Here is a 23480-nt window from a genome sequence, read left to right on the forward strand (position 1 = left end):
TACTTGTCTGGGCCTACCTTTTGGCAACGTGCACTTCGTTGTTTAAACCGCCGTGTTATTGGCTGGATGCGCTAGTGGGATATGTGCTGGTAGCTATTGATTTTGTAGTGTTTGTTTTCGTGTGCTGAATGTGCCGCATGCCTTTGCTGAGGGCGGAGGCCGGGACTCGCCCGCCGGGGCGACATCCCGGCCTCCGCCCTCAACCCAAGCACGCAGCCCAAACCAGAGAACGGGCTTCCCCCGGCTTCGACAGGCTCAGCCCGAAAGGGCGGGAGTCATCAGGACTACAAAAACAATAGCTGCTAGCGCTTGTCGGATAAGCGCCAGAGCCCAAAAATACCTCAAAAAATCAAACCCACCCCGCATCTACCTTGAACTCCTGCGCCGTACACATCGCCGCATCATCCGACGCCAAAAACAACACCATCCGCGCAATGTCGTGCGGCCGCAGCTTGTCTGGCAGGCACTGGTTGCGCGCTAGTTCCTTCTCCCCCTCGGCGTCCAGCCACAGCTTGATCTGCCGCTCCGTCATCACCCAGCCCGGCGACACCGTGTTGATGCGGATGCGGTCCTGCCCCAGCGTCTTGGCCAACCCGCGCGTGAGGCCGTTTACCGACGACTTGGCAATGGCGTAGCAGGGGTAGCCCGTGCCCTTGCCCTGCCAGCCGGTGGAGCCCAGGTTGATGACCGAGCCCGCGCCCAGCCTGCGCATGCCGGGTACCACGGCCTGGATGGCGAAGAAGGCGGGGCGCTCGTTGATGGCCATGCGCTCGTCGTAGTACTCGGGCGTCACGGATTCGAGTGTGTGCCGGTCGTCGCTGGCCACGTTGTTCACCAGCACCGCAAAGTCGCTGCCCAGCTCGGCCGCCGCTTCGGCCACACAGGCCTGCAGGGCGTTCACATCGCGCACATCGCACACACGCCACCAGGGGCGGGGCAGGCCTGCGTCGGCAATGTGCTGGGCCAGGGCTTCGCTGGCATTGCGCGCCACGTCCACAAACGCCACGCGCGCGCCCTGTTCGGCAAACGCCGCCACGATGGCCGCGCCAATGCCGCTGCCGCCGCCGGTCACAAACACGGCGCGGCCTTGCAGGCTGGGGAATTTCGCCAGGCCCTGGGGGGCACCCGTGGCGTCGGTCGAGGAAGAGGAGGGGGTAAAAAGCTGTGTCATATCAATATTGCAATCAATCAATGGCAAAAAAATTCATTTCAAGCATCAATTGGCGTTGATAAGATGCCGCTCGTCAAGTGCCTGGCGGCAGGCCGATGCAAAAAAACGACCGGAGACAACCAACGTGCGCCCTTCGCTGGATACCCCCATCCCACCTTCCAGCGGCGCCGTGCGCTGCGTGATGACACTGGGCAACGCGCTGGGTGAAGGCGTGCTGTGGTCGGTGCGCGAGCAGGCCGTGTACTGGGTGGACATCCTGCAGCGCGAGCTGCACCGCTGGGACCCTGCCACCAGCGCCCACCAGCGCTGGACGTTTGACGAAGAAATCTCCGCCATCGCCGAGCGCGCCAACGCCCCCGGCTTCATCGTTACCCTGCGCCGGGGCTTTGCGCTGTTCGACCCCGCTGCCGACATCGCCCCGCGCTACCTGCACCAGCCCGAGCCAGAGCGCACCGGCAACCGATTCAACGACGGCAAGTGCGATGCCCAGGGGCGTTTCTGGGGCGGCAGCATGGACTTTGCATGCGAGGCCCCCACGGGTGCGCTCTACACCTACACCGCCAGCGGCGACTGCGTGCGGCACGACGATGGTTTTGCCGTGACCAACGGCCCCACCTGGGCCACCATTGCGCAGGGCCCGGCCATGTTTTTCAACGACACGGTGCAGGGCACCACCTACCGCTACCGCTGCGACCCAGCCACCGGCACCCTAAGCGACAAAACGCTGTGGAAGCGCTGGCCCGCCGCCGACGGCGTGCCCGACGGCATGACCACCGACGCGCAGGGCCGCCTGTGGGTTGCGCACTGGGGCGGCGGCTGCGTCACCTGCCACGACGCCGACACGGCCGACGAGCTGGCCCGTATCCCGCTGCCCGTGAGCCAGGTCACCAACTGCGCCTTTGGCGGTGCGGACCTGTGCACGCTGTACATCACGTCGGCCCGCACCGGTCTCACGCCCGAGCAGCTCGCGGCCGAGCCGCTGGCCGGGGCACTGTTGGCCGTGGACATCAGCACGCCCGGCCTGCCCGCGCATCTTTTCGGCGGCTGATGCCGGCCCCGCACGCAGCAGCGAGACCCATGGCTCCGCCTCCTTTTTTCTCCATCCCGCAGAAAGCACACCGCCCATGACCGAGGCCTCTTCATCCCACCCCATCGTCTGGCTGCACCACGCGGGGCAGCACCTGGGCCTGGTGCCCACACTGGGTGGCAGCGTGGCGGCCTGGCAGATCGACGACCCGCAAGAGGCTGATGCACGCATCGACCTGTGGCGGCCGTGGGATGGCGCCACGCCCGACCTGTACCAGCTCGCGTCCTTCGCCATGGTGCCCTGGTCCAACCGCATCAGTGGCGGCGGGTTTGAGCATGCAGGGCAGTTCCACCCCATGCGGCCCAACCGCGTGGGCGAGCCGTACCCCATCCACGGCGATGGGTGGCTGCAGCCCTGGCAGCTGAGCCAGCCCGCGCCCGACACGCTGCAGATGCAGCTGCGCTCCGAACGCTTTGACGGCAACCCCTACGAGTACGAATGCGTGCAGACCTTCCGCCTGGTGGAGGGCGGCCTGGACCAGTCGGTGCAGGTGCGGCACCTGGGCGCGCAGCCGCTGCCCTACGGCCTGGGCTTGCACCCCTGGTTTCCGCGCACGCCTGGCACGCGCATCTCGGCGCCGGTGCAGGGTGTGTGGCTGTGTGGCGATGACCCTTTGCCCACGGAGAACACGCAGCAGTTTCCACCTGGCTGGGACCTGAACTGCGGCGCGCCCGCCAACGGCGGCCTCATCGACAACGCCTACACCGGCTGGGGCGGCACGGCGCAGATCGACTGGCCCGAGCGTGGCCTGCGCCTCACAGCCCGCATGCCCGATTTTGAAAAAGACGGCGGCACGGCCCAGCACTACTGCCTGGTCTACCGCCCGCCGCAGGGCCCGGCGTTCTGCTTTGAGCCCATCACCCAGCCCATCGATGCCTTTCACCAGCCTGGGCAGCCCGGCCTGCGCACCCTGGCGCAGGGGGAGGTGCTGGTGATGAACGTGCAGTGGCGCTACCAGCCGCTGACTGATTGAGGGTGGGCTTTAGAACAGGTTCCTACAGCAGCGCCGCGTGGCACGCCACGCACAGCTTGTTGCCGTCCGGGTCCCGAAAATACGCGCCGTAGTAATGGGCGTGGTACTCGGGCCGTAGGCCCGGGCGGCCCTCGCACACGGCGCCCAGGCTCAGCGCCAGGGCGTGCGCAGCATCCACCTGGTCGCGCGTAGCGGCTGCAAAGGCCACCATGGTGCCGTTGCCGGGTTGCGGCACCTCGCCATTGAATGGGCGGGCAATCACAAACAGCGGGCGGGGGCCGGGGTTGGATTCCCAGCCTGCCCAGGGTCGGTCGGGCTCGCAAAACCGCTCCTTCACGCCCAGTACGCTCAACACGGGCCGGTAAAACGCCAGCGCGCGCTCAAAGTCTGAAATGCCCACAAACACGTGCGACAGCATGATGGGGTGATCCTTCTTTCTGTTGGTCTGAATGCTGGTGCCTATGCGGCTGACCCCGTGTGCCCCGTTGTCCGGCCCTTGCGGGCCTTGCTGCCGCCCAGGGCATTCAGCTCTACCGCCGCGCGGATGAGCGCGCGGAACGCATCGGCAGGCAGCGTGTCGCCCTCGTGGATATCAATGGCACGGCGTGCGTTGCCGTCCAGGCTGGCATTGAAAAGGCGCGCCGGGTCGGGCAGGGCGGCGCCTTTCAGAAAGGTGAGCTTTACCGCTGCCTTGTAGCTCTCGCCCGTGCACAAGATCCCGCCCAGCGACCACACTGGTGTGCCACGCCACTTCCACTCTTCCACCACACCGGGCGCGGCCTCGTGGATCAGCTGGCGCACCTGCGCCAGCGCCTGCCCGCGCCAGTCGCCCAGGTCGGCAATGCGCTGGTCGATCAGTGCCGATGCGGCGGGCCCAGTGGTTGCCGCGTCTGGGGCGGTGGTGTTGGGCGCATGGCCCATGGCAGTGGGTGGGGATTTTTTGGCAGCAGCCACGGGGTAGTCCTTGGTGGAGTGGGCACAAAAGGCGAGGGGTGAGGCCCCGCCATTGTTGCCACTCCGCGCACCTTGGCAACCCCGGTACAACGGGTTGTTACCTTCTGGCCTGCCTCTGTTCATTCGGGCAAGCGCGTCGGTGGCTGCAGGACCTGCGCCCCCTTTGCGCCCCTCCGCGCGCCCTTGCGTGGCGTTGCACCGCGCCTCCGCCCGATTCGCTTCAGCCGTGCACTGTTGCCTACCTCGCCACCCGCGTCAGCACTTCGCGCGCCTGCTCCGTAGTCACTGCCGGGCCGCCAGCCTGCCCCGTCCAGGCCACAAATTGGTCGGGCCGCACCAGCACCAGCGGTGCGCCATAGCGCGCGGGCTCGGTGCCTTCGCCTCCGTCGCCACAGTCCACCAGCCGCAGCGGAAGGCCCAGGCCCGCCGCCGCCTCGCGAAAGGCTTGCACCGAGGTCGCATGCGCGCCGTCGCCACCCACCACCAACAGCGAAAAGCCTGCGCCCAACTCCTCAAACACGTTGCGCCCGCTGGGCAGCGTGGCGGGCGCCAGGTGGTGGCCCGGCCGCGCCGTGAACTGGTGCGAGCCCTTGGCACTTGTGGTGCGGCCCTCGCTGCCCCACACCATGGCCGAGCCCTCGTAGTGCGGCTCAAACGCATGCACCTCGCCCACGGCGCCTTGGGCGCGCGCTTGCCACGCGGCTTCAAACGCGGCCTGGTCGCGCGCCGGGTCATAGGCGTCCAAGAATTCCTTGTCGGTCTCGATGGACCGCGCAATGAAGTCGTTGATGGTGGACGCAAACACCGGGCGCCGCTCGGCGTCGTACGAGTCCAGCAGCCGCTCGCCGCCCCAGCCTTGCAGCACGGCGGCCAGCTTCCAGCCCAGGTTGCGCGCGTCTTCCAGGCCCGAGTTCACGCCGTAGCCGCCGTAGGGCGGGTGGCTGTGGGCGGCATCGCCCGCGATGAAGACGCGGCCCTTGCGGTAGCTGTCGGCCAGCATGAAGCGCAGGTCCCAAAAGCCGATGTGCTCAAACTCCACCTCAAACTCCGCGCCCACCGCCTCGTGCAGGTAGGCCGCAAAGTCAAAGTTGTCTTTGGTGGTGCCCGGCGGCACCGGTGCATGAAAGAACCAGGTGCTGCCCAGGTCCACGCGGCCTAGAAACTTCCAGTAGCCCTTCAGTTCGGGCTGCAGCACGTTGTAGTAAGACTTGCCGGGGTAGCGCTCCAGCAGCTGGTGCAGGCCTTGTGACTTGAACACCAGCAGCACCATCATGCGGTCGTGGTCGGTGCGGGTGTGGGTGATGCCCGCCTGCTCACGCACCACCGACCGCGCGCCGTCCGACCCCACCACATAGGCGCCGCGCAGCACGCGCTGGGCCTTGCCATCGCCACGCTGCTGGATGGTGACGGAAACGCCCGCGTCATCCTGCGCCACGGTGCTGGTCTCCCAGCCGTAGAGGGTCTGCACCGATGGCAGCTGCGCCACGCGCTGGCGCAGCACGGCCTCGGTGGCGTACTGCGGCAGACGCTCGTTGGCCGTGAAGTAATAAGGCTTGACCAGGTCGCGCTGCAGCCAGTCGTAGCTGTAGGGCCCCAACAGCGTGCCGTGTGCGGTCAGGCCGCCAATGCCGTATTCGACCGGAATGGTGCGCGCCGCGCGCAGCTGCTTTTCGGCACCCCAGAAATGAAAGTGCTCCATGGTGCGCTGTGTGAGGTTCTGGCCCTTGGGGATGGGCTGGGGCTGCACATAGCGCTCCACCACGATCACGCTCACGCCGCGCTGGCCCAGCTCAATGGCTAGGCCCATGCCGACGGGGCCGCCGCCCACGATGATCACTTCGGCGTCCTGCTGCGGCGCCACGGTTGCTTGCTGGTTCATGTTGTTGGTGTTGTTCGGTACGGGTCGGTTTGGCACTGGCCGCGATGCAGTGTTGTGCAGTGCGGCGCGCTACTGGCCACCGCTGGGTGCGGGTGGTCGTGGTTACTCGGCGGTGATGCCCTGGGCCTTGATCAGGTCGGCCCAGCGCTTGGCATCGGCCGTCACCAGCTTCTGGAAGGCGTCGGGCGAGCTGTGGGCGGGCGTCATGCCTTGGGTCTCGAACGACTTGGCCACTGCGGGTGATGCCAGCACATCGCGCAGCTCGGTGTTCAGCCGGTCCACCATGGCGCGGGGTGTGCCTGCGGGGGCAAACACGCCGTACCACATGTCCACGTTCAGGTCGCCCAGCTTCAGCGTGCCGAGTGACGGCACCTCGGGCAGCAGCGGGTGGGGCGTGTCCGAGCTGATGGCCAGCGCCTTCAGCTTGCCCGCCTTCACATGCTGCAAGGCCACGTGGATGGGCAAAAACATCGCGTCGATCTGCCCGCCCAGCAGGTCCGTCACGGCCGGGGCGGTGCCCCTGTAGCTGATGTGGGTGAGCGAAATCTTGGCCCGGTTTTTCAGCAACTCCATCGCCAGGTGGTGCGGCGTGCCCGCACCGGGCGAGCCGTAGTTCAGCGAGCCGGGCTTGGCCCGGGCACGGTCCATCAGGTCCTTGAGCGATTCGATCTTGGATCCCGCCGATGCCACCAGCAGCAGCTGTCCCCAGCTCGTCTGGCTCACCGGCACCAGGTCCGTCAGCGGGTTAAAGCCCTGCTTGGGGTACAGCGCCATGTTCATCACCAGCGTGTTCACGCTGACCAGCAGCGTGGTGCCGTCGGGCGCTGCGCGCACCACCTCTTGCGTGCCGATGATGCCGGACGCCCCCGCCTTGTTCTCCACAAAAAACGGGCGCTTGAGCCGGTCAGACAGCGGCTGCGCAATCTGCCGCGCAATCAGGTCGATGCCCGTGCCGGGCGTGAACGGCACCACCAGCCGCACCGGTGCATCGGCCCCCGTCTGCGCCCAGGCCTTGGGCGTGGCGGCGGCAGCCGTGGCGGCCAGCGCACCCAGCAGCAGGCTGCGGCGTTGGGGGGAGGGCGTGTGCGCGTTGGCACGCAGGGTGGGCAGCTGGGGCATGGGGCTTGTCTCTCTACTCGTTGGAAGGGCGTTACAGGACAATTACAACGACACTCTTGACATTGATCAAACGGAAAATTCTGATGAATTCTTCATCAAAGCTGATGAATGTCAGCACCCGCCAGCTCCACGCTTTTCTGGAGGTGACGCGCCTGCAGAGCTTTGCCAAGGCGGCCGAGCAGGTGCACCTGTCCCCCTCGGGCATGAGCATGCTGGTCAAGGAGCTGGAGGACCAGGTGGGCGCCCGCCTGTTTGACCGCACCACCCGGTCGATCACGCTGACCGAGGCCGGGCGCCGCCTGCAGCCCGTGGCCGAGCGCGTGGTGGGCGAGCTGCGCGCCCTGGGCGCCGTGCTGGACGGCAACGAGGCCGCCGTGCGCTCACGCCTGCTGGTGGCGGCCACGCCCATGATCTCGGCCAGCTTGCTGCCCGAGGTGATTCGCGGCTTTGCGCACAGCCACCCCGGTGTGCAGGTGCAGCTCAGCGATGTGGAGGTGGGCACCGTGCGCCAGCGCGTGCTCGACGGCGAGGCCGATATCGGTTTTGGCTTCTTCGTCAAACCCGCGGTGGGCCTGTCGCGCCAGCCCTTGTGCAAGTTCCGCCTCATGCGCATCAGCCCGCCCGATGCGGCGCACACCCGCGGCCAGCTGTCAGACAGCCAGCCCTGGAGCCGCCTCAAAGACGTGCCCCTGGTCAGCCTGCCGTCGGGCAACCCCATCCAGGTGGTCATCGAAAAGCAGCTCTCCCGCCTGGGCTTGGCCCACCAGGAGCGCCCCCGCATGAACCTCATCGGCACCCTCATCGGTATGGTGCGCGCAGGCCGTGGCAGCGCCATCGTGCCCTCGTTCGCGCTGGAAGAATGCCTGCGCCAGGGCCTGGGCGTCGCCATGCTGCGCGAGCCCGTGGTGCACCTGGACCTGTACCTGGCCTACCGCCGGGGCACGCAGCAGAAACCGGCGGCGATGGCGTTTGCAGAGGCGTTGCGCGAGGCGGCGATGCGGTTGCCTGCTTGAAAGCCTGAAACGTCTTGGGACGATGCTGGGAAGGTGCGGGGCTGTGATTCAGTGCGAAATGTGCACCAAGCGCCAGAAAAACATACCGAGGCAGCTATCAAGTTAGGAGCGGATATGACATTGCACGCAGTTGTTGCGCACCATTCGCCCCCCTCATCCCATCGGCCTGTCGCTTCACATCGCCAACAGCTTCTGCAACTCGCTGCGCAGCACCCCCACCACCTTGGCAAGGTCCAGGGCTTGCAGACGGTTCTTTTTCAGAAAGGCGGCCCACTGCTTCTGCTTGGCCGCATCCTGTGCAAATGCGTCGCTCAGGCCTGAGGGGATAGCATGGGGCAGGGCCAAGTGCCGCCGATTAAACGTGGCTGCCATTGCGCGGTGCAGTTCTTGCGGGTCCAACACGCCTTCGGTCAGCAACACCCACAGGTCAAAGTAGTCCTTCATGCGCGTGTTGGCCATGCCCAGCAGGCACACCGCATGAAACTTCTCTGCCACCACCGTGTACTTGGGGTACGCGCGCAATTGGGGTGCGGGCAGGTCTGGCAGCAGCACCGGGTAGTGCACCGCCTCGGGCGCCGGGGTCACGGCGTCGCCAAAACCAATGTCCACCTGCAGCGCAATGCGTGCGCCATCCAGTGTGGCCAGCAGGTCCACCCGCACACCGCCGTACCCCGCCTCTTTGCGAATGGTGGCGCCCTTGACCGAGGCCGGGTCAAACGCCAAACCATCGTCCACCTCGATCTGGCACATTTCGCGGAACGCCAGCACGGCAGATTCAATGTCGTCCGGGCCAAAACCCAGCAGGTCTGCATCGCGCGTGGGCCGGTGAGGCTGGTCGAACCACAGCGAGAACAGCAGGGCGCCTTTGAGCAGATAGCGGTTGGCGTGTGGCGAGATCGACAACCGGTACAGCAGCCGCTCCAGCCCGTAGCGGGTCAGCGTCAGGTTGAAATCCTGCTGGTGCGCATCGGCATACAGCTTGAGCCGTGCGCGGATGGAGGCCGCCACATTGCGCTGGCTCATGCCGTCACGCTTTCCAGATAAGGCCGCATCACATTGGCCACGCGGTTGATCGTGGCGTAGTGCCACAGCGCATCCATCGGCAGCTTGCCTTGCTGCCAGCCATCGCGCAGCGCCTCCAGCGCCACATCCAGCCCGATCTTGTTGCGGTATTTGAAGCAGTCCGTCACCGTCTTGGCGGCGTTGAACACCGGTACCTGCACGCCGTCAATGTCCACCAGTTCGATGCCTTCCGCCAGCGCCGCGCCAGACATGCGCACCACACGCAGCGCCGATTGCCCCGGGCGCGGGGTGGGCGTGTTGGGTGGTATCGCCATCCAAACCTCAAACGGTGCCTGCGTGCCAATGCCATGCACGCGCAGAGCAGAGAGCAAACACACCACGCCCTTGGGCACACGCAGCGCCACCTCGGCCAGCGAACGGTGTTCGCTGACGGCACGGCCTGGCAGGCTGTATACGCCTCGCGCCACGCGGTCGAGCTTGCCTGCGGCGACCAGACGGGTCAGCAGCACCGTGGGCAGCCCATGCGCACCCAGGTCGCGCGCGCGGAGCAGGGGTTGGTGTTGGGCAAGCTCAAGCACCGTGCTTTCTTGGGAGGTGAGGGGGGCTGGTGGCACGCCACAAGTTTGTTGTATTGGATAGTTGTTTGTCAATAAATAACTAGAAAAAGCAACAATCAAGGCTTCAATTAAGTATGATTTATCTATTCATTTATCTATCTAATTTTCAATTCAATCGGCGTATCCTTAGGGCATGCCCTCCGCCGCCCAGACCTACGCCAACGCCATCCGCCCCCTGCTGCGCCCCGGCCCCGCCAAGGCGCAGACGCTAGCCCAGGCGCTGCAGGTCAGCCAGCCCACCGTCTCGCGGGCCCTTAGCGCGCTGGGTGACGAGGTGGTGCCTTTTGGCGCGGCAAGATCTATTCAATACACGCTGCGCGATCCCCAGCGCGCCGATCTGGAGGCCACGGTGTACCGCGTCACCCCCCAGGGTGCGCTGGAAACCCTGGGCACCCTCGTCCCCGTGTGCCCGCACGGCTTTGTGATGGTTGAGGCGTGCGGGGCCCGGCTGCACAGCGACGGCCTGCCGTGGTGGATTTATGACATGCGCCCGCAGGGCTACCTGGGGCGGGCGTACTGCCAGCGGCACGGCCAGCGCCTGGGCTTGCCCGAGCGGCTGGGCGACTGGAGCGACACCCACGCGCTGCGCGCCATCCTGGACCAGGGCGACGACATGCCCGGCAACCTGCTCATCGGCCCCACCGCGCGCGACCAGTTCGTCAACGCGCCCGACCCGGTGCCCATTGCCGCCGCGCAAAAGCTGCACACCTACGCCGAACTGGCCGACCTGGCCGCGCGTGGCGAAGTGGCGGGCTCGTCCGCCGCTGGCGAGCAGCCCAAGTTCACCGCCTATGCAGAGCAAGCCGATGGCACCGCCGCGCATGTGATGGTCAAGTTCACCGCAGAACTCGACACCCCCGTCAGCGCCCGCTGGCGCGACCTGCTGCTGGCCGAACACATCGCCCTGCAGGTGCTGCGCGACCATGGCGTGCCTGCCGCGCAGTCGATGACCTGGATGCACGGCACCCAACGGTTTCTGGAAGTGCAGCGGTTTGACCGGCTGGGTGCGCGGGGGCGCAGGGCGCTGCATTCCTTCGCCGCGCTGGACGCCGAGTTTGTCGGCAGCGGCGGCAACTGGCCGGTGATTGCCAGGGCGTTGCTGAAGACCGGGGTCATCACCCCCCAGGCCTTTGACACCGCCTGCCTGCTGTGGGCATTTGGCACGCTGATCGGCAACACCGACATGCACAGCGGCAATCTGTCGTGCTTGTCCGAGGGGCGCAGGCCTTATGAGCTGGCGCCCGCGTATGACATGACGCCCATGGCGTTTGCACCCACGGCGGGGGGAGGTTTGCCGGAGCGGACGCTGGAACTGACGGTGGGGGAGCAGGTCAGTGCGGCGGCTTGGAAAGACGCGCTTGCGATGGCGCAGGTGTTTATTCGTCGGTTGGAGGATGAACAAGGATTCAGCGCGGGTTTTGACGTGTGCAAAGCCGAGTTGATCCGCCATGTGACGGTGGCTGTGGAGCGTGTGGGGCGGCTGGCGGTTTAGGTGGAATACCTGCGGGTTAAGTGGCAAGGCTGGCGGCGATGGCGTTTGCGGAGATCAGATCCGTTGGGCAGCAGCGCGCTTTGGAACCGGATTCAAGGCCAAATATGCCGATAGCGCTTGTTCTATATACGGTATTAGCTATGAAATTAAGAGCGAATGCTATTGCGCTCTTTTTCTTTGAATTTCGAAATGAATGCGAGAGGATTGGACGCTATCCACCCTAAGCAGTCGGTGGACGAAACTACCGCGAAGCTGCCGTTGACTCACTACTCACTGGCTTGACGTCCGAACCGTGCTGTCTCAGTGCCCTGTGCCTGCCTGCTGCCAAGCTATAGTTTGCTGAGTTGATGCCTGCCGGGTTTGCCGGAAATTTTATATCTGTGTTTTTGAACAGCGCACTGACCGCAAGCCCAATCTGCAAGCCATTTTCAGGAGGAATCAGTGTCCAGAATATCCCGCAATGTCCAGTTTATCCCGCAGGTTTTGCGGGATATATCACGTTAGAGCTCAGCGCCGCACGAGGAGAGCCATGCTGGAAACAGTTCTTTCAATTATTGGCGCGGTAACAGGATTGGCCAGTCTCTGGCTTTCTAACGAGCAGTGGAAAAAGGTCAAGTCAAAAATTGGAATGCTGAGTAACGCCGGAAAGGCGGCCGAAATCCTTCCCGCTTGGTATACCAGTCGAATGATGAAAGATCAGTGGTATTTCGGTCTAGTAACCACAGATGGTCACACGATCGCTATTGGAAGAATATCTGCCATTTCCGATGACGGTAAGTGGATGGATGTCGAACTACTTACCTCTGATGAAGTGCCGGACGACAGAGACACAAAGTTCATTACCGCCGTCGCAGACGACAGAAGAAGCGCATCTATTCAGATTGAGAAAATCGTGATGGCTTATGAAATCATTACAAGCTAAACAGGCTCTAACAAGTCAATCCAGCGGACGCCGTACCGGCGCCGCTGATTTCCAACGTTAGGCGTCACCAATGCCACCAGCCCAAACTTTCGCTGCCGCTCTACGGAGAGAGTTTCGCCTTAGGTCCGCGAAAGCAACATTCAGCGAGATAGCCCAATTTCGGGCGCTCAAGGAGTCTTTCGGAGCGCTGAAGCCAAGATTTCAAGTCGAGGAATACCACGGGGCAAAGCGTCAGGTTTATTTTGACACCACGCAGCCTTGGCTGAGGGCGCGAGCCCGGTGCGAGCTGTGCGATCTACTTCTGATCACCTACTCCACGACAGGTCGCCCTCAAGTCAGGCTCATGCTGCTACAGGCGAAGCTCTCACGCAGTACTCACGCCGGGCTTTGCTCTTCGCCCGGTCTGCAGCGACACCCCACAACGTTTCAAGGCAACTACGAACAATGGGACCTGCTTTCAGCACGCCCCAGGCTCGATCCAACAGGGGTTTTTGCTCCACCGCCGGATCTCCTTCGGACTGCGGTAGTGCCGTCAATCGGGGCATTCGGTGTCTTTCATCGTGTAGGTGCGGGGCATGTCGACATGTTCTATGCCTCAGCGGACACGCTGAAGCCCGTGGGTTCCCCGACGACGAGGTACGGCAAGTTGTCGACCACAGTCGCACCACCTCTTCGGTGGTTCAGCGGCTTCCCGGACAAACCACTATGCTGCTGCCTTCAAACTTTTGGTGAAGCGCTGTTCGAACTTCACTTGGGTACTCCCGTCGTGTCGACAGGCGCGGGAGGCGCATTAGTCCGGAACGAGCCACTTTCATCCTTCGCAAAGGGAATTGTGGCAACCTACATGCGCGATGCAGGTGCCAACTCGGTGCTTGCACGTGACGTACTAAGCCTGCTTGGCGACTCGACATTTGAAGTCACTCCAGCTGACGAATCAATTCCCAGCCTAGTGATACTTAAGGGCGGGGCGGCCGACAGTGCTGCCTAACCATTCCATCGAGCGGACAGCCACCGGCAAGCCGGCGTCTGCCGCTCATGTCAAACGTTGAGCTTCCGCTATCGCTAGCTGCCACCGACTGCTCCTGGCCGGTCACTGTCACTCGCTACAACCCTCAACCCACAGCCCGCATCCCCACCAACCCGGGCATCGCCCCCCGCATCGCCTCCAAAAACAACCGCAACCGCGCCGGATAAAACCGCGCATACGGGTACACCAAATACACCGGCAGTGGCGCCGCGTGCCAGTTGGGCACCAGGTGCAGCAGCTTACCTTGCCGCACATCGTTGTCCACGATCCACGCCGATGAAATACACGCCCCCAGCCCCGCCAGGGCGGCGCTGCGCAGGGCGTACAGGCTGTCGGTGGCCAAACGGGGCGTGATGCCGAAGGTGTGGGCCTCGCCGCCGGGCTCTTGCGTCAGCGTGACCTCGCGGCGGTAGAAGGTGCTCAGGGCCAGCCAGGGCAGGGGCTGCAGGTCCTGCGCGTGCTGGGGCGTGGGGCGCCCGGCCATGAGGGCGGGGGCGGCCAGCACGATTCGGGGCACTTCGGCCAGACGCACCGCCACCACGCTGGGGTCGTCCACGGCGCCGACCTGGATGGCGCAGTCGATGCCTTCGGCGATGAAGTTGGGGCGGCGGTCATGCAGCATCCATTCCACGTCCACCTCGGGGTAGCGGCGCAGATAGGCCATCAGCGGGGCGATGAACTGGTCTTGTCCAAAGGCGTGCGGCGCCAGCACGCGCAGGGTGCCGCGCGGGGTGTCGGCCGTGCCGCGCAGGTCGTCCTCCATGGCGCGCCAGTCTTCCAGCAGGGCCTTGGCGTGGGCAAAGCAGCGGTCACCGTCTTCCGTCAGCTTCATCACATGGGTGGAGCGCTGCAGCAGCTTGACGCCCAGGCTGCGCTCCAGCGCCTGCAGGCGGCGGCTCACGGTGGGCTGGCTGGTGCCCAGTTGCTGGGCGGCGGCAGACAGGCTGCCAGCCTCGACGATGCGGACAAAGGTCTGCATCAGCTCGATGCGGTCGGCGCCGGGTTGCAAGGCTGGCAGGGTGTTGGTCATACGCCAAGCGTATAACGAATCTGCAATTCAGCCTACTACCCAGCGCGGCGGCGGGCTAGAACAATCGCACCATTCCTTTTTAACCCATGGTGTTGTGATGTCTTCCATTCAAAACGTGCATGCAAGCGGTGCAGCGGGGCTGGCCCCGGTGGCGCCGCCTGTAGAAAGCGCCGTAAGTGCGCCGCTGCTGTTGCTGCTGGCGACCACGGCGGGGCTGAGCGTGGCGTCGCTGTACTACAGCCAGCCCATGCTGGGCGTGCTGGGGCCCGACATGCAGGCCGACAGCCGCGTGGTGGGGTTGGTGCCTACGCTCACGCAGCTGGGGTATGCGCTGGGCATCTTGCTGCTGGCGCCGCTGGGCGACCGGTTTGACCGGCGCCGCATCATCGTCATCAAGTCCATCGCGCTGATGCTGGCCCTGCTGCTGAGCGGCCTGGCGCCCGGCATGGGCGCGCTGCTGGCGGCCAGCCTGGCCGTGGGCCTGGCAGCCACGGTGGCGCAAGACGTGGTGCCCGCCGCCGCTACGCTGGCCCCGGCCGCGCAGCGTGGGCGCATGGTGGGCATCGTGATGACGGGGCTGCTGCTGGGCATTTTGCTGTCGCGCGTGGTCAGCGGCTTTGTGGCGCAGCAGTGGGGATGGCGCACGGTGTATGTGGCGGCGGCGGTGGCCATTGCGCTGCTGACGGTGGCGGTGTGGCGCGGGCTGCCGCGCTTTGCGCCCACCACGCAGATGGGCTATGGCGCGCTGATCGGCTCTATGGTGGCGCTGTGGCGCCAGCACGCGGCGCTGCGCCGTGCGGCCTGGGCGCAGGGGCTGCTGGCCGTGGGCTTCAGCGCGTTCTGGTCCACGCTGGCGGTGATGCTGCACAGCCAGTTTGGGCTGGGCACGGCGGCGGCGGGCGCGTTTGGCCTGGCTGGGGCGGCAGGTGCACTGGCCGCGCCGCTGGCCGGGCGTCTGGCCGACAAGCGTGGGCCCGAGGTGGTGACGCGCTATGGCGCGGGCCTTGCTGCTGCGTCGTTTGCGGTGATGGCGCTGGCACCGCTGCTGCCCGCGCAGGCCCAGCTGGGCTTGATTGTGGCCAGCGCCATCGGCTTTGACTTTGGCGTGCAGGCCACGCTGGTGGCGCACCAGACTATCGTGTACGGCATCGACCCTGCGGCGCGCAGCCGGCTCAATGCGCTGCTGTTCACGGGCATGTTCATCGGCATGTCGGCCGGGGCGGCGCTGGGTAGCCTGGCGCTGGCGCAGTGGGGCTGGCTGGGGGTGGTGGGCTTGGCCACGGCGGGGTCGCTGGCGGCGCTGGCGGTGCGCATGGGGCGGCGCCGGGGCTGATTTAGAGCGAAATAGGGCGGTAGCGCTAGTGAATCATGCGCTGGCAGCTATACAAATGAGAGCGAAATCCGCGCAAGGCAAGGGTTACGCTTTTTGCAGCAAGCGGTCCATCCAAACCAGGCAAGCTAGACCCAGGGGGCCAGACAGCGCCACATAGCCAAGCGAGGCGACCAGTTTGGCCCACCGCGAGTAGCGTGGCAGGTTGGTGATGACATACAGCCCGGGGATGAAGATGAACAGAGCCAGTATGGCGGCTACTGCCGGGGGAGGGGCCTCAAGCCAGATCATCACCAAAGGCGGCACCCACAAAGGGGCCAGCAGCGACGCCCAGCGAAATGAAGCGCTTTCCAGAACATAGGGAGGCAGACCCCAGCCCGCTTCCCTGGGGCTGAGGTCATCTCGCGACGCGGAAGGACTGCCGCCTGCCCACCGGCCGCATCTGAGGCACCTGGATGTACCTGGCGGGACGCTGGCGCGGCAGTTGAAGCAGGTGGGAAATGACACGCGTCCGCTCAGGCCTTCTTCACCTCAATGTGGTACAGCCCCCAGGGGCACAGGCCAAAGCGCTCCTTCACGGGCTTGTCCTTGAAGGCGGGCAGCACGTCGGCGTCGTACACGGCCCACTGCGGGCCCAGGCCGCCCAGGGCCATGGGTTGGCCGTCGATGTGGGTGGCGACGATCATGCGGTAGGCCTGGGCGTCGGCCATGCTGATGTTGACGTTGTAGCCGTCCACCGCGCGCAGGCCCAGTTGCACGGGGCTGCCCGCTGCCACACCGGCGGCGGCCAGCACGGTGGTGAGCAGGGGGCCCTTGAGCGTGTGGGGCTTGCTGTCGTATTCGAGCGTGGGCTTGATGGTGACGGCGGGCATGCGCGCCAGGGCGGCGGCGTCCAGCGCGAAGGCCTTGTCAAACTGGATGCCGTGTTTGCCCATCATCTGGTCGATGGTGGCATCGAGCGCGCCACGGTTGGACTGGGTGATGGCGCCGCTGATGGTCAGCAGCGTGGGGCCGCTGGGGGCCTTGGCCTGTGTGGCGGCGTGGCTGCTGCCCGTGGCAGTCCACAGGCCTGCCAGGCCCATGCCGGCGGCGACGAAGTTGCGCTTGTTCATGCTCATGGGAGGGTGCTCCTTGGTGGAAATCAGGGGCGGATGGTAAGTGCTGGAGCCGCGCTTGCCACGCAATAAAACGCAACAGGCTCGCGACAGGCGGCGGGCAGCGCGCCCAACCTTCAGCCGCCAGGGTGCTTGCCTTGTGGCGACAGCGGCCCGACGCCAGCCGCACCACAATCGGGTCATATGACCTCTTCTTCGACGATGCTGCGGGTGATCAGCCTGGCAGCCTTTTGCAGCATGGCCTCCATGCGTGTGTGCGACCCGATGCTGGTGTCTCTGGCTCGCGAGTTTTCTGTCACCACGGGCGATGCGTCGGCCGTCATTGCGGCGTTTGCCGTGTCTTATGGCGTGCTGCAGTTGTTTTATGGCCCGCTGGGCGACCGGCTGGGCAAGGTGCGCGTGGTGATTGGCGCCACGTTTGCCTGTGCGCTCTTCAGCGGCGTGACGGCGCTGGCGCCCACGCTGCCGGTGCTGGTGGCGGCGCGTGCGGCCATGGGGGCGTCGGCGGCGGGCATCATCCCGCTGTCGATGGCGTGGATTGGCGACAACGTGCCGTACGAGCTGCGGCAGGAGACCCTGGCGCAGCTGATGGTGGCCACGGTGTCGGGGATGATGGCCGGGCAGTGGTTTGGCGGCTTTGCGGTGGAGGCGCTGGGCTGGCGGGCGGCGTTTGTGGTGCTGTCGCTGCTGTTTTTGACGGCTGCCAGCCTGCTGTGGCGGCAGTCCCGCGCCATGGCGGCCAGCACGCCCGCGCCTGCGGCTGGCAGTGCGGTGCCACCCGCGTTTTCGCTGTCGGCGTACCTGGCCAACACGGCCGCGCTGCTGCGCATGCCCCGGGTGCGCTGGGTGTTGACCGTGGTGGCGGTGGAGGGTGCGCTGGCCTTTGGCACGCTGGCCTTTGTGCCCGCGCGCATGGTCGATGGGTTTGGGCTGTCGGCCTCGGCCGCCGGTGGGGTGATGGTGCTGTATGGCGTGGGGGGGCTCATCTACAGCCTGCTGGCGCGCCGCTGGCTGGCGCTGCTGGGCGAGCGGGGCCTGGCGCTGGTGGGTGCATCGCTGATCGCCGCCGGGCTGTTGCTGCTGGCCTGGGGGCCGGTGGCGGCCTGGGGTGTGCTGGGCTGCTTCTTTGCCGGGGTGGGCTTTTACATGCTGCACAACACGCTGCAGGTGCAGGCCACGCAGATGGCGCCGGAGGCGCGGGGCACGGCCGTCACGCTGTTTGCGTGCCTGCTGTTTCTGGGGCAGTCGCTGGGGGTGCTGCTGGTGGCGGCCAGTGTGGACCGGGGCTGGATTGCGCCCGTGTTCTCGGTGGCGGCGCTGGGGGTGCTGGTGCTGGGCGCGCTGGTGTCGCGCAAGGTGAATGGCCGGGTGGCGGCGCCTGCGGGGGCGTAAGCCCGACTCTGCTGCATCGCGTCGGCTGCCATGCGCAAATAACTTTGATGTCTTATTACTTTATTTTTTGATAGTTTGATTCTTTATGGCGCAATAGTACATTCCCTGATCTTTGTGTCTTTTGGGGCCGAACCCGCGCCGCCCGGCGTGTGGCGGCCCTTTGTGTTTCATGATCGAACTACGGGGTATCACCCAAACCTACCAGGGCCCACAAGGCCCGGTCGAGGCGCTCAAGGGCATCGACCTCACCATCCAGCCGGGCGAAGTGTTCGGCATCATCGGCAAGAGCGGCGCGGGCAAAAGCTCGCTGGTGCGGGTGATCAACCTGCTCAACCGGCCCACCACGGGCCAGGTCATCGTGGGCGGGCAGGACCTGACCCAGCTGAATGACGCGCAGCTGCGCGAGGCGCGCCGCGAGATCGGCATGGTGTTCCAGCACTTCAACCTGCTGTCGTCACGCACCGTGTTTGACAACGCCGCGCTGCCGCTGGAGCTGGCGGGCATGGACAAGGCCGCCATCCGTGCGCGTGTGAACCCGCTGCTGGAATTGGTGGGCCTGGCCCACCTGGCCGACCGCTACCCCGCGCAGATCAGCGGCGGGCAAAAGCAGCGCGTGGGCATTGCGCGTGCGCTGGCCAGCCGCCCCAAGGTGCTGCTATCGGATGAGGCCACCTCGGCGCTAGACCCGGAGACCACGCGCTCCATCCTCGACCTGCTGCGCCAGGTCAACCGCGAGCTGGGCCTGACGGTGGTGCTCATCACGCACCAGATGCAGGTCATCAAGCAGGTGGCCGACCGCGTGGCCGTGATCGAAGCCGGCCGCATCGTGGAGCAGGGCCGGGTGCTGGACGTGTTCACCCGCCCGCAACAGGCCATCACCAAGAGCCTGATCGACGAAATCCTGCCGCAAGAGCTGCCCGCCAGCGTGCTGGACCATGTGCGCAAGCTCGCGGGCCAGCTGGGTGCCGGACGAACCGGCCAGCTGCTGCGCCTGTCGTACGCGGGTGACAGCGCCTACCAGCCCATCCTGTCGCAGCTGATCCGCCAGTTTGGGGTGGACATGAGCATCCTGCACGGCCAGGTGGACGAGATCCAGGACGAAACCTTTGGCTCGCTGGCCGTGTACGCCAGTGGCGAAGCCGACAGCGTGCGCGGCGCCGTGGCGCACCTGCGCGCGGGCGGTGTCGAAGTCGAAGAAGTGGCCGTGGCCGGTTAAGAGGGAGCACACATCATGTTCAACAACTTCACGCCAGCCATGCTGGATCTGTTTGCCTCGTCGCTGTGGGAGACGCTCATCATGGTCGGCATCTCCGGCCTGGTGGGCGGCTTGCTGGGGGTGCCGCTGGGTGTGTTTTTGCGCCTGACCGACGACGGCGGTGTGCTGGAGAACGGCCCGGTCAACAAGCTGGTGGGCTGGCTGGTCAATGCCGTGCGGTCCACGCCCTTCATCATCCTGCTGGTGGCCATCATCCCGTTCACGCGGCTCATCACCGGCTCGTCCATCGGCACCGCTGCTGCCGTGGTGCCGCTGACCATTGCCGCCGCCCCGTTTGTGGCCCGCCTGGTCGAGGCCGCGCTGCGCGAGGTGGACCACGGCCTGGTCGAAGCCGCGCAGGCCATGGGCGCCACCACCAGCCAGATCGTGTGGAAGGTGCTGCTGCCCGAGGCGCTGCCCGGCATCGTGGCGGGCCTGACCATCACGTTCGTGAGCCTGACCGGCTACTCGGCCATGGCCGGTGCCATTGGCGGCGGCGGCCTGGGCGACCTGGGCATCCGCTACGGCTACCAGCGCTTTCTGCCCGAGATCATGCTGGCCGTGGTGCTGGTGCTGATCTTCTTTGTGCAGGCCGTGCAAAGCCTGGGCGACTGGGCGGTGCGCAAGCTGAGCCACCGTTGAGTGGCGGATAGTTTGCTATTGAATCAATAGCTGTTGGCGCATGGTTCACTGGCGCTTGCGGCCTGTTTGGCTTCAAACCCATGCGTGGAGGCAATGCGTGAGCCTCTGCGCTGGTCCCGGCTCTCTCGCATCCCGTGAGAGAGGTGCAGACGCCAATCTCAGCCCGGCACCCGGTAGTGGTAGCCGTAGGCCGTCTTGAACCCCATCGATTCATACAGCCGCAGCGCAGGCGTGTTCTGCGCCCGCACCTGCAGGTAGGCGCTGGTTGCACCGGCCTCCATGCCCCAGTGCAGCAGCGCCTGCACCAGCGCGCGCCCCCGCCCGCCGCCCCGGTGTTCAGGCGCCACAGCCAGGTCGTACAGGCCCACCGCGCCGCGCTCCAGCACCGCCAGGCCAAAGCCCACGGCATGGCCTTGGGCGTCGTGTTGCAGCGCATAGCCCACCGGGTGGGCGATGGCGTCGAGGATGCTGCGGTGCAGGTTGCGGTGGTGCGGCGCCACGCCATTGGCCGCCGCAAAGCCTTCCAGCCACGCGGGCGATGGCGAGGCGCTGACCACCGTGCTGCCGTCGGGCCGGGGCACCGCGCCCGGCGCCAGCGGCCGGTGCAGGACCAGCGAGGGGTCGAAGTGCCGGTATCCCGAGTCCGCCAGCTCCTGGTCGGCCTCTGCTGGGGCCAGGGGGGAGATGCGGAACACGGCGGGCAAGCCATGCCGCGCATACAGCGCCGCCGCCGCCTCGCGCACGCCGTCAAACGGCGCGCCGGGCACCAGCGCGTTGACCGAGTTGGCACGCTTGGTGTAGCCGCCCGACAGCCGGAACACCCAGCCCCGGTGCAACACCGTCTGGTGCGCAGGCCAGGCGTTGAAAGCGCGCTCTTCCAGCGCGCGGACGAGGGCAGCGGGTGCGGTGTTGGAAATGGCGGCGGTGTCGGTCATCGTTGGTTTATACCAACCCACCTTGACCATTCACCGCGCCAGCCACCCTTTGCGACCACCCTTCGCAACCCCTCTTTGCCACTGTGTCAGTCGGTGGTGATCTTGTTGTCGGCCACCAGCTTGGCAAACCGCGCCGTGTCGGCCGCAATTTGCTCAGCCATCTGCGCCGGGGTGTTGCCGATGGGTTCGGCGCCAATGTCCTGCATGCGCTTTTGAAAGTCGGGCGACTGGATGACCTTGACCATTTCGGTGTTCAGCCGTGCCACCACATCGGCGGGCGTGCGGGTGGGGGCCAGCACGCCAAACCAGGTGCCGATGTCAAAGCCCGCAAAGCCGCTTTCTTGCAGCGTGGGCACATCGGGCAGGGTGGACGAGCGCTTGGCCGTGGTCACCGCCAAGGCGCGCAGCTTGCCCGCCTTGATGTGCGGCAGCACGGGGGTGACGGTGTCGAACGACATCGACACCTGGCCGCCCAGCAGGTCGGTGGTGAGCGGGCCGCTGCCCTTGTAGGGCACATGCAGCAGGGGTTGGCCGATGGACGTGGCGAACTGCGTGCCTATCAGGTGCTGCGCCGTGCCCGCGCCGTTGGAGCCGTAGGAGAACTTGTTGGGCGTGGCCTTGATCAGCGCCACCAGCTCTTTCACATCCTTGGCGGGCATGGCCGCGCTCACGGCCAGCACGTTGGGCACCAGCGCCACGGTGGTGATGGGTGCAAAACTCTTTTGAAAGTCGTAGTTGAGCTTTTTGTACACACTCGTTGCAATGGTGTGGTGCACCGCGCCCATCAGCAGCGTGTAGCCGTCGGCAGGGGCCTTGGCCACGTAGTCGGCCCCGATGGTGGCCCCCGCACCGCCCCGGTTTTCCACGATCACGGGCTGGCCCAGGGCCGTACCCAGTTTTTCGCCCAGTGCGCGGGCCAGCACATCGGTGGTGCCTCCCGCTGCAAAGGGCACAACGATGGTGACGGGCTTGGCCGGCCAGGCCTGCGCGCGTGCCGGTGCGCTGGGCAGGGCGCAGGCAGCGGCAGCCAGAGCTGCCAGTGCCAGCAGGTGGTAGCGGCGTGTGAGTGGTGCTGTGGGCGGCGTTGACGGTGGGGGGGGTGGGGTTGCAATGCGTGTCATGGTTGTCTCCGTGGGGTGGTGGTTTTTGTGGTTCTTTGGGTTGCAGGGCTGCTGGGGACGCGGGCGCAGGGCGTCAGCCCCTGGCTGCGATCAGGATCGCGCGGAAGTCGTTGACATTGGTGCCCGTGGGTCCGGTGACCACGGCATCGCCCAGCGCGCCAAAAAAGGTGTGGGCGTCGTGTGCGTCCAGTGCAGCGGTGGCGTGTTGGCCCAGCGCGGCGGCGCGCTCCAGCGTGTCGGGCGTGGCAATGGCGCCAGCCACGGGCTCCAGGCCGTCGATGCCGTCGGTGTCGCCAGCTAACGCGTACACGCCGGGCAAGCCCTTGAGCGACAGGGCCATGGACAGCAGGCATTCCACATTGCGCCCGCCGCGCCCTGGGGTTGGCATGGGTTGCCCAGGGGCGGGTGCGCGCAGGGTGACGGTGCTTTCGCCGCCGCTCAGCAGCACGCGGTGCAGCGGCGACGGGGCCTTGGCGGCGTAGCGGGCGACACCGGCCAGCACGGTGCCCATGTCGCAGGCTTCGCCCTCCAGTGCGTCGCCGAGCAGCGTGGGCTCGATGCCCGCCTGGCGCGCCACCTGGGCGGCTGCCTGCAGGGCCAGGTTGGGCGTGGCAATGACGTGGGTGGTGATGGGGCCCAGCCGGGTGTCGCCGGGCTTGATGCTCTCGCTGGCGGCAGTGTCCAGTGCGGCCGTTACGGCGGGCGGTAGCGCAATGCGGTAGCGCTGCAAGATGGCCAGTGCCTGTGCACGGGTGGTCGGGTCGGCCACGGTGGGGCCCGAGGCCACGTCCAGCGGGTCGTCGCCCGGCACGTCGGACATCACCAGGTTGACCACGCGGGCGGGGCTGCACGCCAGCGCCAGCCGCCCGCCCTTGATGGCCGAGAGGTGGCGCCGCACGCAGTTCATCTCGCCAATGCTGGCGCCGCTGCGCAGCAGGGCCTGGTTGAGCGCTTGCTTGTCGGCCAGCGTGATGCCCGGCAGCGGCAAGGGCAGCAGCGCCGAGCCGCCACCCGACCACAGGCCGATCACCAGGTCGTCTGCCGTGAGACTTTCCACCGCTTTCAACATCTGTTGCGCGGCTGTCAGGCCCGCCGCATCGGGCACAGGGTGGGCGGACTCCAGCACGCGGACGTGCTGACAGGCGGCAGCATGTCCATACCGCGTGACCACCACGCCCGATAGCGGCGTGGGCCAGTGGGCCTCCAGCACCTGCGCCATCTGCGCCGATGCCTTGCCCGCGCCGATCACCACCGTGCGGCCCCGGGGCGGGGCGGGCAGGTGCGGCGGCAGACATACCGCGGGCTGCGCGGACGCGATGGCGGCGTCGAACATGCTGCGCAGCCAGTGGCGGGCCTGGGTGTCGATGTGCGTGCTCATCGGGT

Annotated in this window: 21 protein-coding genes; 9 read left to right on the forward strand and 12 right to left on the reverse strand. The window is 66.2% G+C overall.

The genetic code is table 11. The features are described from left to right. Positions 1–349 precede the first annotated feature (349 nt). On the reverse strand, positions 350–1171 hold the full coding sequence (locus ACODSU_RS16750; RefSeq protein ID WP_055401789.1) for an SDR family NAD(P)-dependent oxidoreductase: 822 nt from the start codon (positions 1169–1171) through the stop codon (positions 350–352). A gap of 181 nt (positions 1172–1352) precedes the next feature. On the opposite strand from ACODSU_RS16750, the gene ACODSU_RS16755 reads away from it, so the two are divergent. Together ACODSU_RS16755 and ACODSU_RS16760 are read left to right on the forward strand one after the other, a co-directional pair. Beyond that, positions 1353–2219 (forward strand): SMP-30/gluconolactonase/LRE family protein, encoded by an 867-nt coding sequence (locus ACODSU_RS16755; protein WP_488843519.1) that lies wholly within the window; start codon positions 1353–1355, stop codon positions 2217–2219. 76 nt (positions 2220–2295) lie between these two features. Next, complete coding sequence (locus tag ACODSU_RS16760) at positions 2296–3231, forward strand: aldose 1-epimerase (protein ID WP_488843366.1); 936 nt, start codon at positions 2296–2298, stop codon at positions 3229–3231. A 22-nt stretch (positions 3232–3253) separates the two neighbouring features. Here the strand turns inward: ACODSU_RS16760 and ACODSU_RS16765 are convergent, their stop codons facing one another. The 4 genes from ACODSU_RS16765 to ACODSU_RS16780 all read right to left on the reverse strand — a co-directional run bounded on the left by ACODSU_RS16765 (position 3254) and on the right by ACODSU_RS16780 (position 7183). After that, positions 3254–3649 carry a VOC family protein gene (locus ACODSU_RS16765; RefSeq protein ID WP_295944179.1) on the reverse strand — a complete coding sequence of 132 codons (396 nt, stop codon included), beginning with the start codon at positions 3647–3649 and terminating at the stop codon, positions 3254–3256. Between the two features lie 41 nt (positions 3650–3690). Further along, a complete protein-coding gene (locus ACODSU_RS16770; RefSeq protein WP_488843521.1) occupies positions 3691–4152 on the reverse strand; it encodes a DUF1801 domain-containing protein in 462 nt (153 codons plus the stop codon). 271 nt (positions 4153–4423) lie between these two features. Beyond that, positions 4424–6064, reverse strand: coding sequence for an FAD-dependent monooxygenase (locus tag ACODSU_RS16775; RefSeq protein ID WP_488843369.1), 1641 nt, complete (start codon positions 6062–6064; stop codon positions 4424–4426). A 102-nt stretch (positions 6065–6166) separates the two neighbouring features. Further along, a complete protein-coding gene (locus ACODSU_RS16780; RefSeq protein ID WP_488843371.1) occupies positions 6167–7183 on the reverse strand; it encodes a tripartite tricarboxylate transporter substrate binding protein in 1017 nt (338 codons plus the stop codon). 83 nt (positions 7184–7266) lie between these two features. On the opposite strand from ACODSU_RS16780, the gene ACODSU_RS16785 reads away from it, so the two are divergent. Continuing rightward, on the forward strand, positions 7267–8196 hold the full coding sequence (locus ACODSU_RS16785; RefSeq protein ID WP_488843373.1) for a LysR family transcriptional regulator: 930 nt from the start codon (positions 7267–7269) through the stop codon (positions 8194–8196). 174 nt (positions 8197–8370) lie between these two features. Here the strand turns inward: ACODSU_RS16785 and ACODSU_RS16790 are convergent, their stop codons facing one another. Together ACODSU_RS16790 and ACODSU_RS16795 are read right to left on the reverse strand one after the other, a co-directional pair. Next, complete coding sequence (locus ACODSU_RS16790) at positions 8371–9219, reverse strand: nucleotidyl transferase AbiEii/AbiGii toxin family protein (RefSeq protein WP_488843375.1); 849 nt, start codon at positions 9217–9219, stop codon at positions 8371–8373. Continuing rightward, positions 9216–9797, reverse strand: coding sequence for a type IV toxin-antitoxin system AbiEi family antitoxin domain-containing protein (locus ACODSU_RS16795; protein WP_488843377.1), 582 nt, complete (start codon positions 9795–9797; stop codon positions 9216–9218). The genes ACODSU_RS16790 and ACODSU_RS16795 overlap by 4 nt, the downstream gene beginning before the upstream one ends. Before the next feature lie 172 nt (positions 9798–9969). On the opposite strand from ACODSU_RS16795, the gene yjjJ reads away from it, so the two are divergent. Both yjjJ and ACODSU_RS16805 read left to right on the forward strand, forming a co-directional pair. Beyond that, positions 9970–11328: a type II toxin-antitoxin system HipA family toxin YjjJ gene (yjjJ, locus tag ACODSU_RS16800; protein WP_488843379.1), complete on the forward strand. Its 1359-nt coding sequence runs from the start codon at positions 9970–9972 to the stop codon at positions 11326–11328. Between the two features lie 529 nt (positions 11329–11857). Continuing rightward, positions 11858–12250: a hypothetical protein gene (locus tag ACODSU_RS16805; RefSeq protein ID WP_488843381.1), complete on the forward strand. Its 393-nt coding sequence runs from the start codon at positions 11858–11860 to the stop codon at positions 12248–12250. A 1112-nt stretch (positions 12251–13362) separates the two neighbouring features. Here the strand turns inward: ACODSU_RS16805 and ACODSU_RS16810 are convergent. Then, on the reverse strand, positions 13363–14307 hold the full coding sequence (locus ACODSU_RS16810) for a LysR family transcriptional regulator (protein ID WP_015013831.1): 945 nt from the start codon (positions 14305–14307) through the stop codon (positions 13363–13365). Between the two features lie 97 nt (positions 14308–14404). Between ACODSU_RS16810 and ACODSU_RS16815 the strand changes: the two genes are divergently transcribed. Continuing rightward, on the forward strand, positions 14405–15640 hold the full coding sequence (locus tag ACODSU_RS16815) for an MFS transporter (RefSeq protein WP_488843383.1): 1236 nt from the start codon (positions 14405–14407) through the stop codon (positions 15638–15640). A gap of 512 nt (positions 15641–16152) precedes the next feature. On the opposite strand, the gene ACODSU_RS16820 is transcribed toward ACODSU_RS16815, so the two are convergent. Further along, entirely contained in the window at positions 16153–16749 is a 597-nt protein-coding gene (locus tag ACODSU_RS16820; protein WP_295944182.1) for a putative pterin-binding protein, read from the reverse strand. A gap of 186 nt (positions 16750–16935) precedes the next feature. Between ACODSU_RS16820 and ACODSU_RS16825 the strand changes: the two genes are divergently transcribed. From ACODSU_RS16825 to ACODSU_RS16835, 3 genes are all read left to right on the forward strand, one after another. Continuing rightward, complete coding sequence (locus ACODSU_RS16825) at positions 16936–18144, forward strand: MFS transporter (RefSeq protein ID WP_488843385.1); 1209 nt, start codon at positions 16936–16938, stop codon at positions 18142–18144. A gap of 169 nt (positions 18145–18313) precedes the next feature. Beyond that, a complete protein-coding gene (locus ACODSU_RS16830) occupies positions 18314–19360 on the forward strand; it encodes a methionine ABC transporter ATP-binding protein (RefSeq protein WP_343736497.1) in 1047 nt (348 codons plus the stop codon). A 15-nt stretch (positions 19361–19375) separates the two neighbouring features. Further along, complete coding sequence (locus ACODSU_RS16835) at positions 19376–20041, forward strand: methionine ABC transporter permease (protein ID WP_056067588.1); 666 nt, start codon at positions 19376–19378, stop codon at positions 20039–20041. A 158-nt stretch (positions 20042–20199) separates the two neighbouring features. Here ACODSU_RS16835 and ACODSU_RS16840 read toward each other — a convergent pair whose 3' ends face one another. From ACODSU_RS16840 to ACODSU_RS16850, 3 genes are all read right to left on the reverse strand, one after another. Continuing rightward, complete coding sequence (locus tag ACODSU_RS16840; RefSeq protein ID WP_488843388.1) at positions 20200–20976, reverse strand: GNAT family N-acetyltransferase; 777 nt, start codon at positions 20974–20976, stop codon at positions 20200–20202. Between the two features lie 86 nt (positions 20977–21062). Further along, entirely contained in the window at positions 21063–22097 is a 1035-nt protein-coding gene (locus ACODSU_RS16845) for a tripartite tricarboxylate transporter substrate binding protein (protein WP_488843390.1), read from the reverse strand. Between the two features lie 73 nt (positions 22098–22170). After that, the gene (locus ACODSU_RS16850) at positions 22171–23475 is read right to left on the reverse strand and encodes a glycerate kinase type-2 family protein (RefSeq protein WP_488843392.1); all 1305 of its coding nucleotides are present in this window, start codon (positions 23473–23475) and stop codon (positions 22171–22173) included. Between the last annotated feature and the right edge of the window lie 5 nt (positions 23476–23480).

Source organism: Acidovorax sp. FG48 (assembly GCF_057809085.1).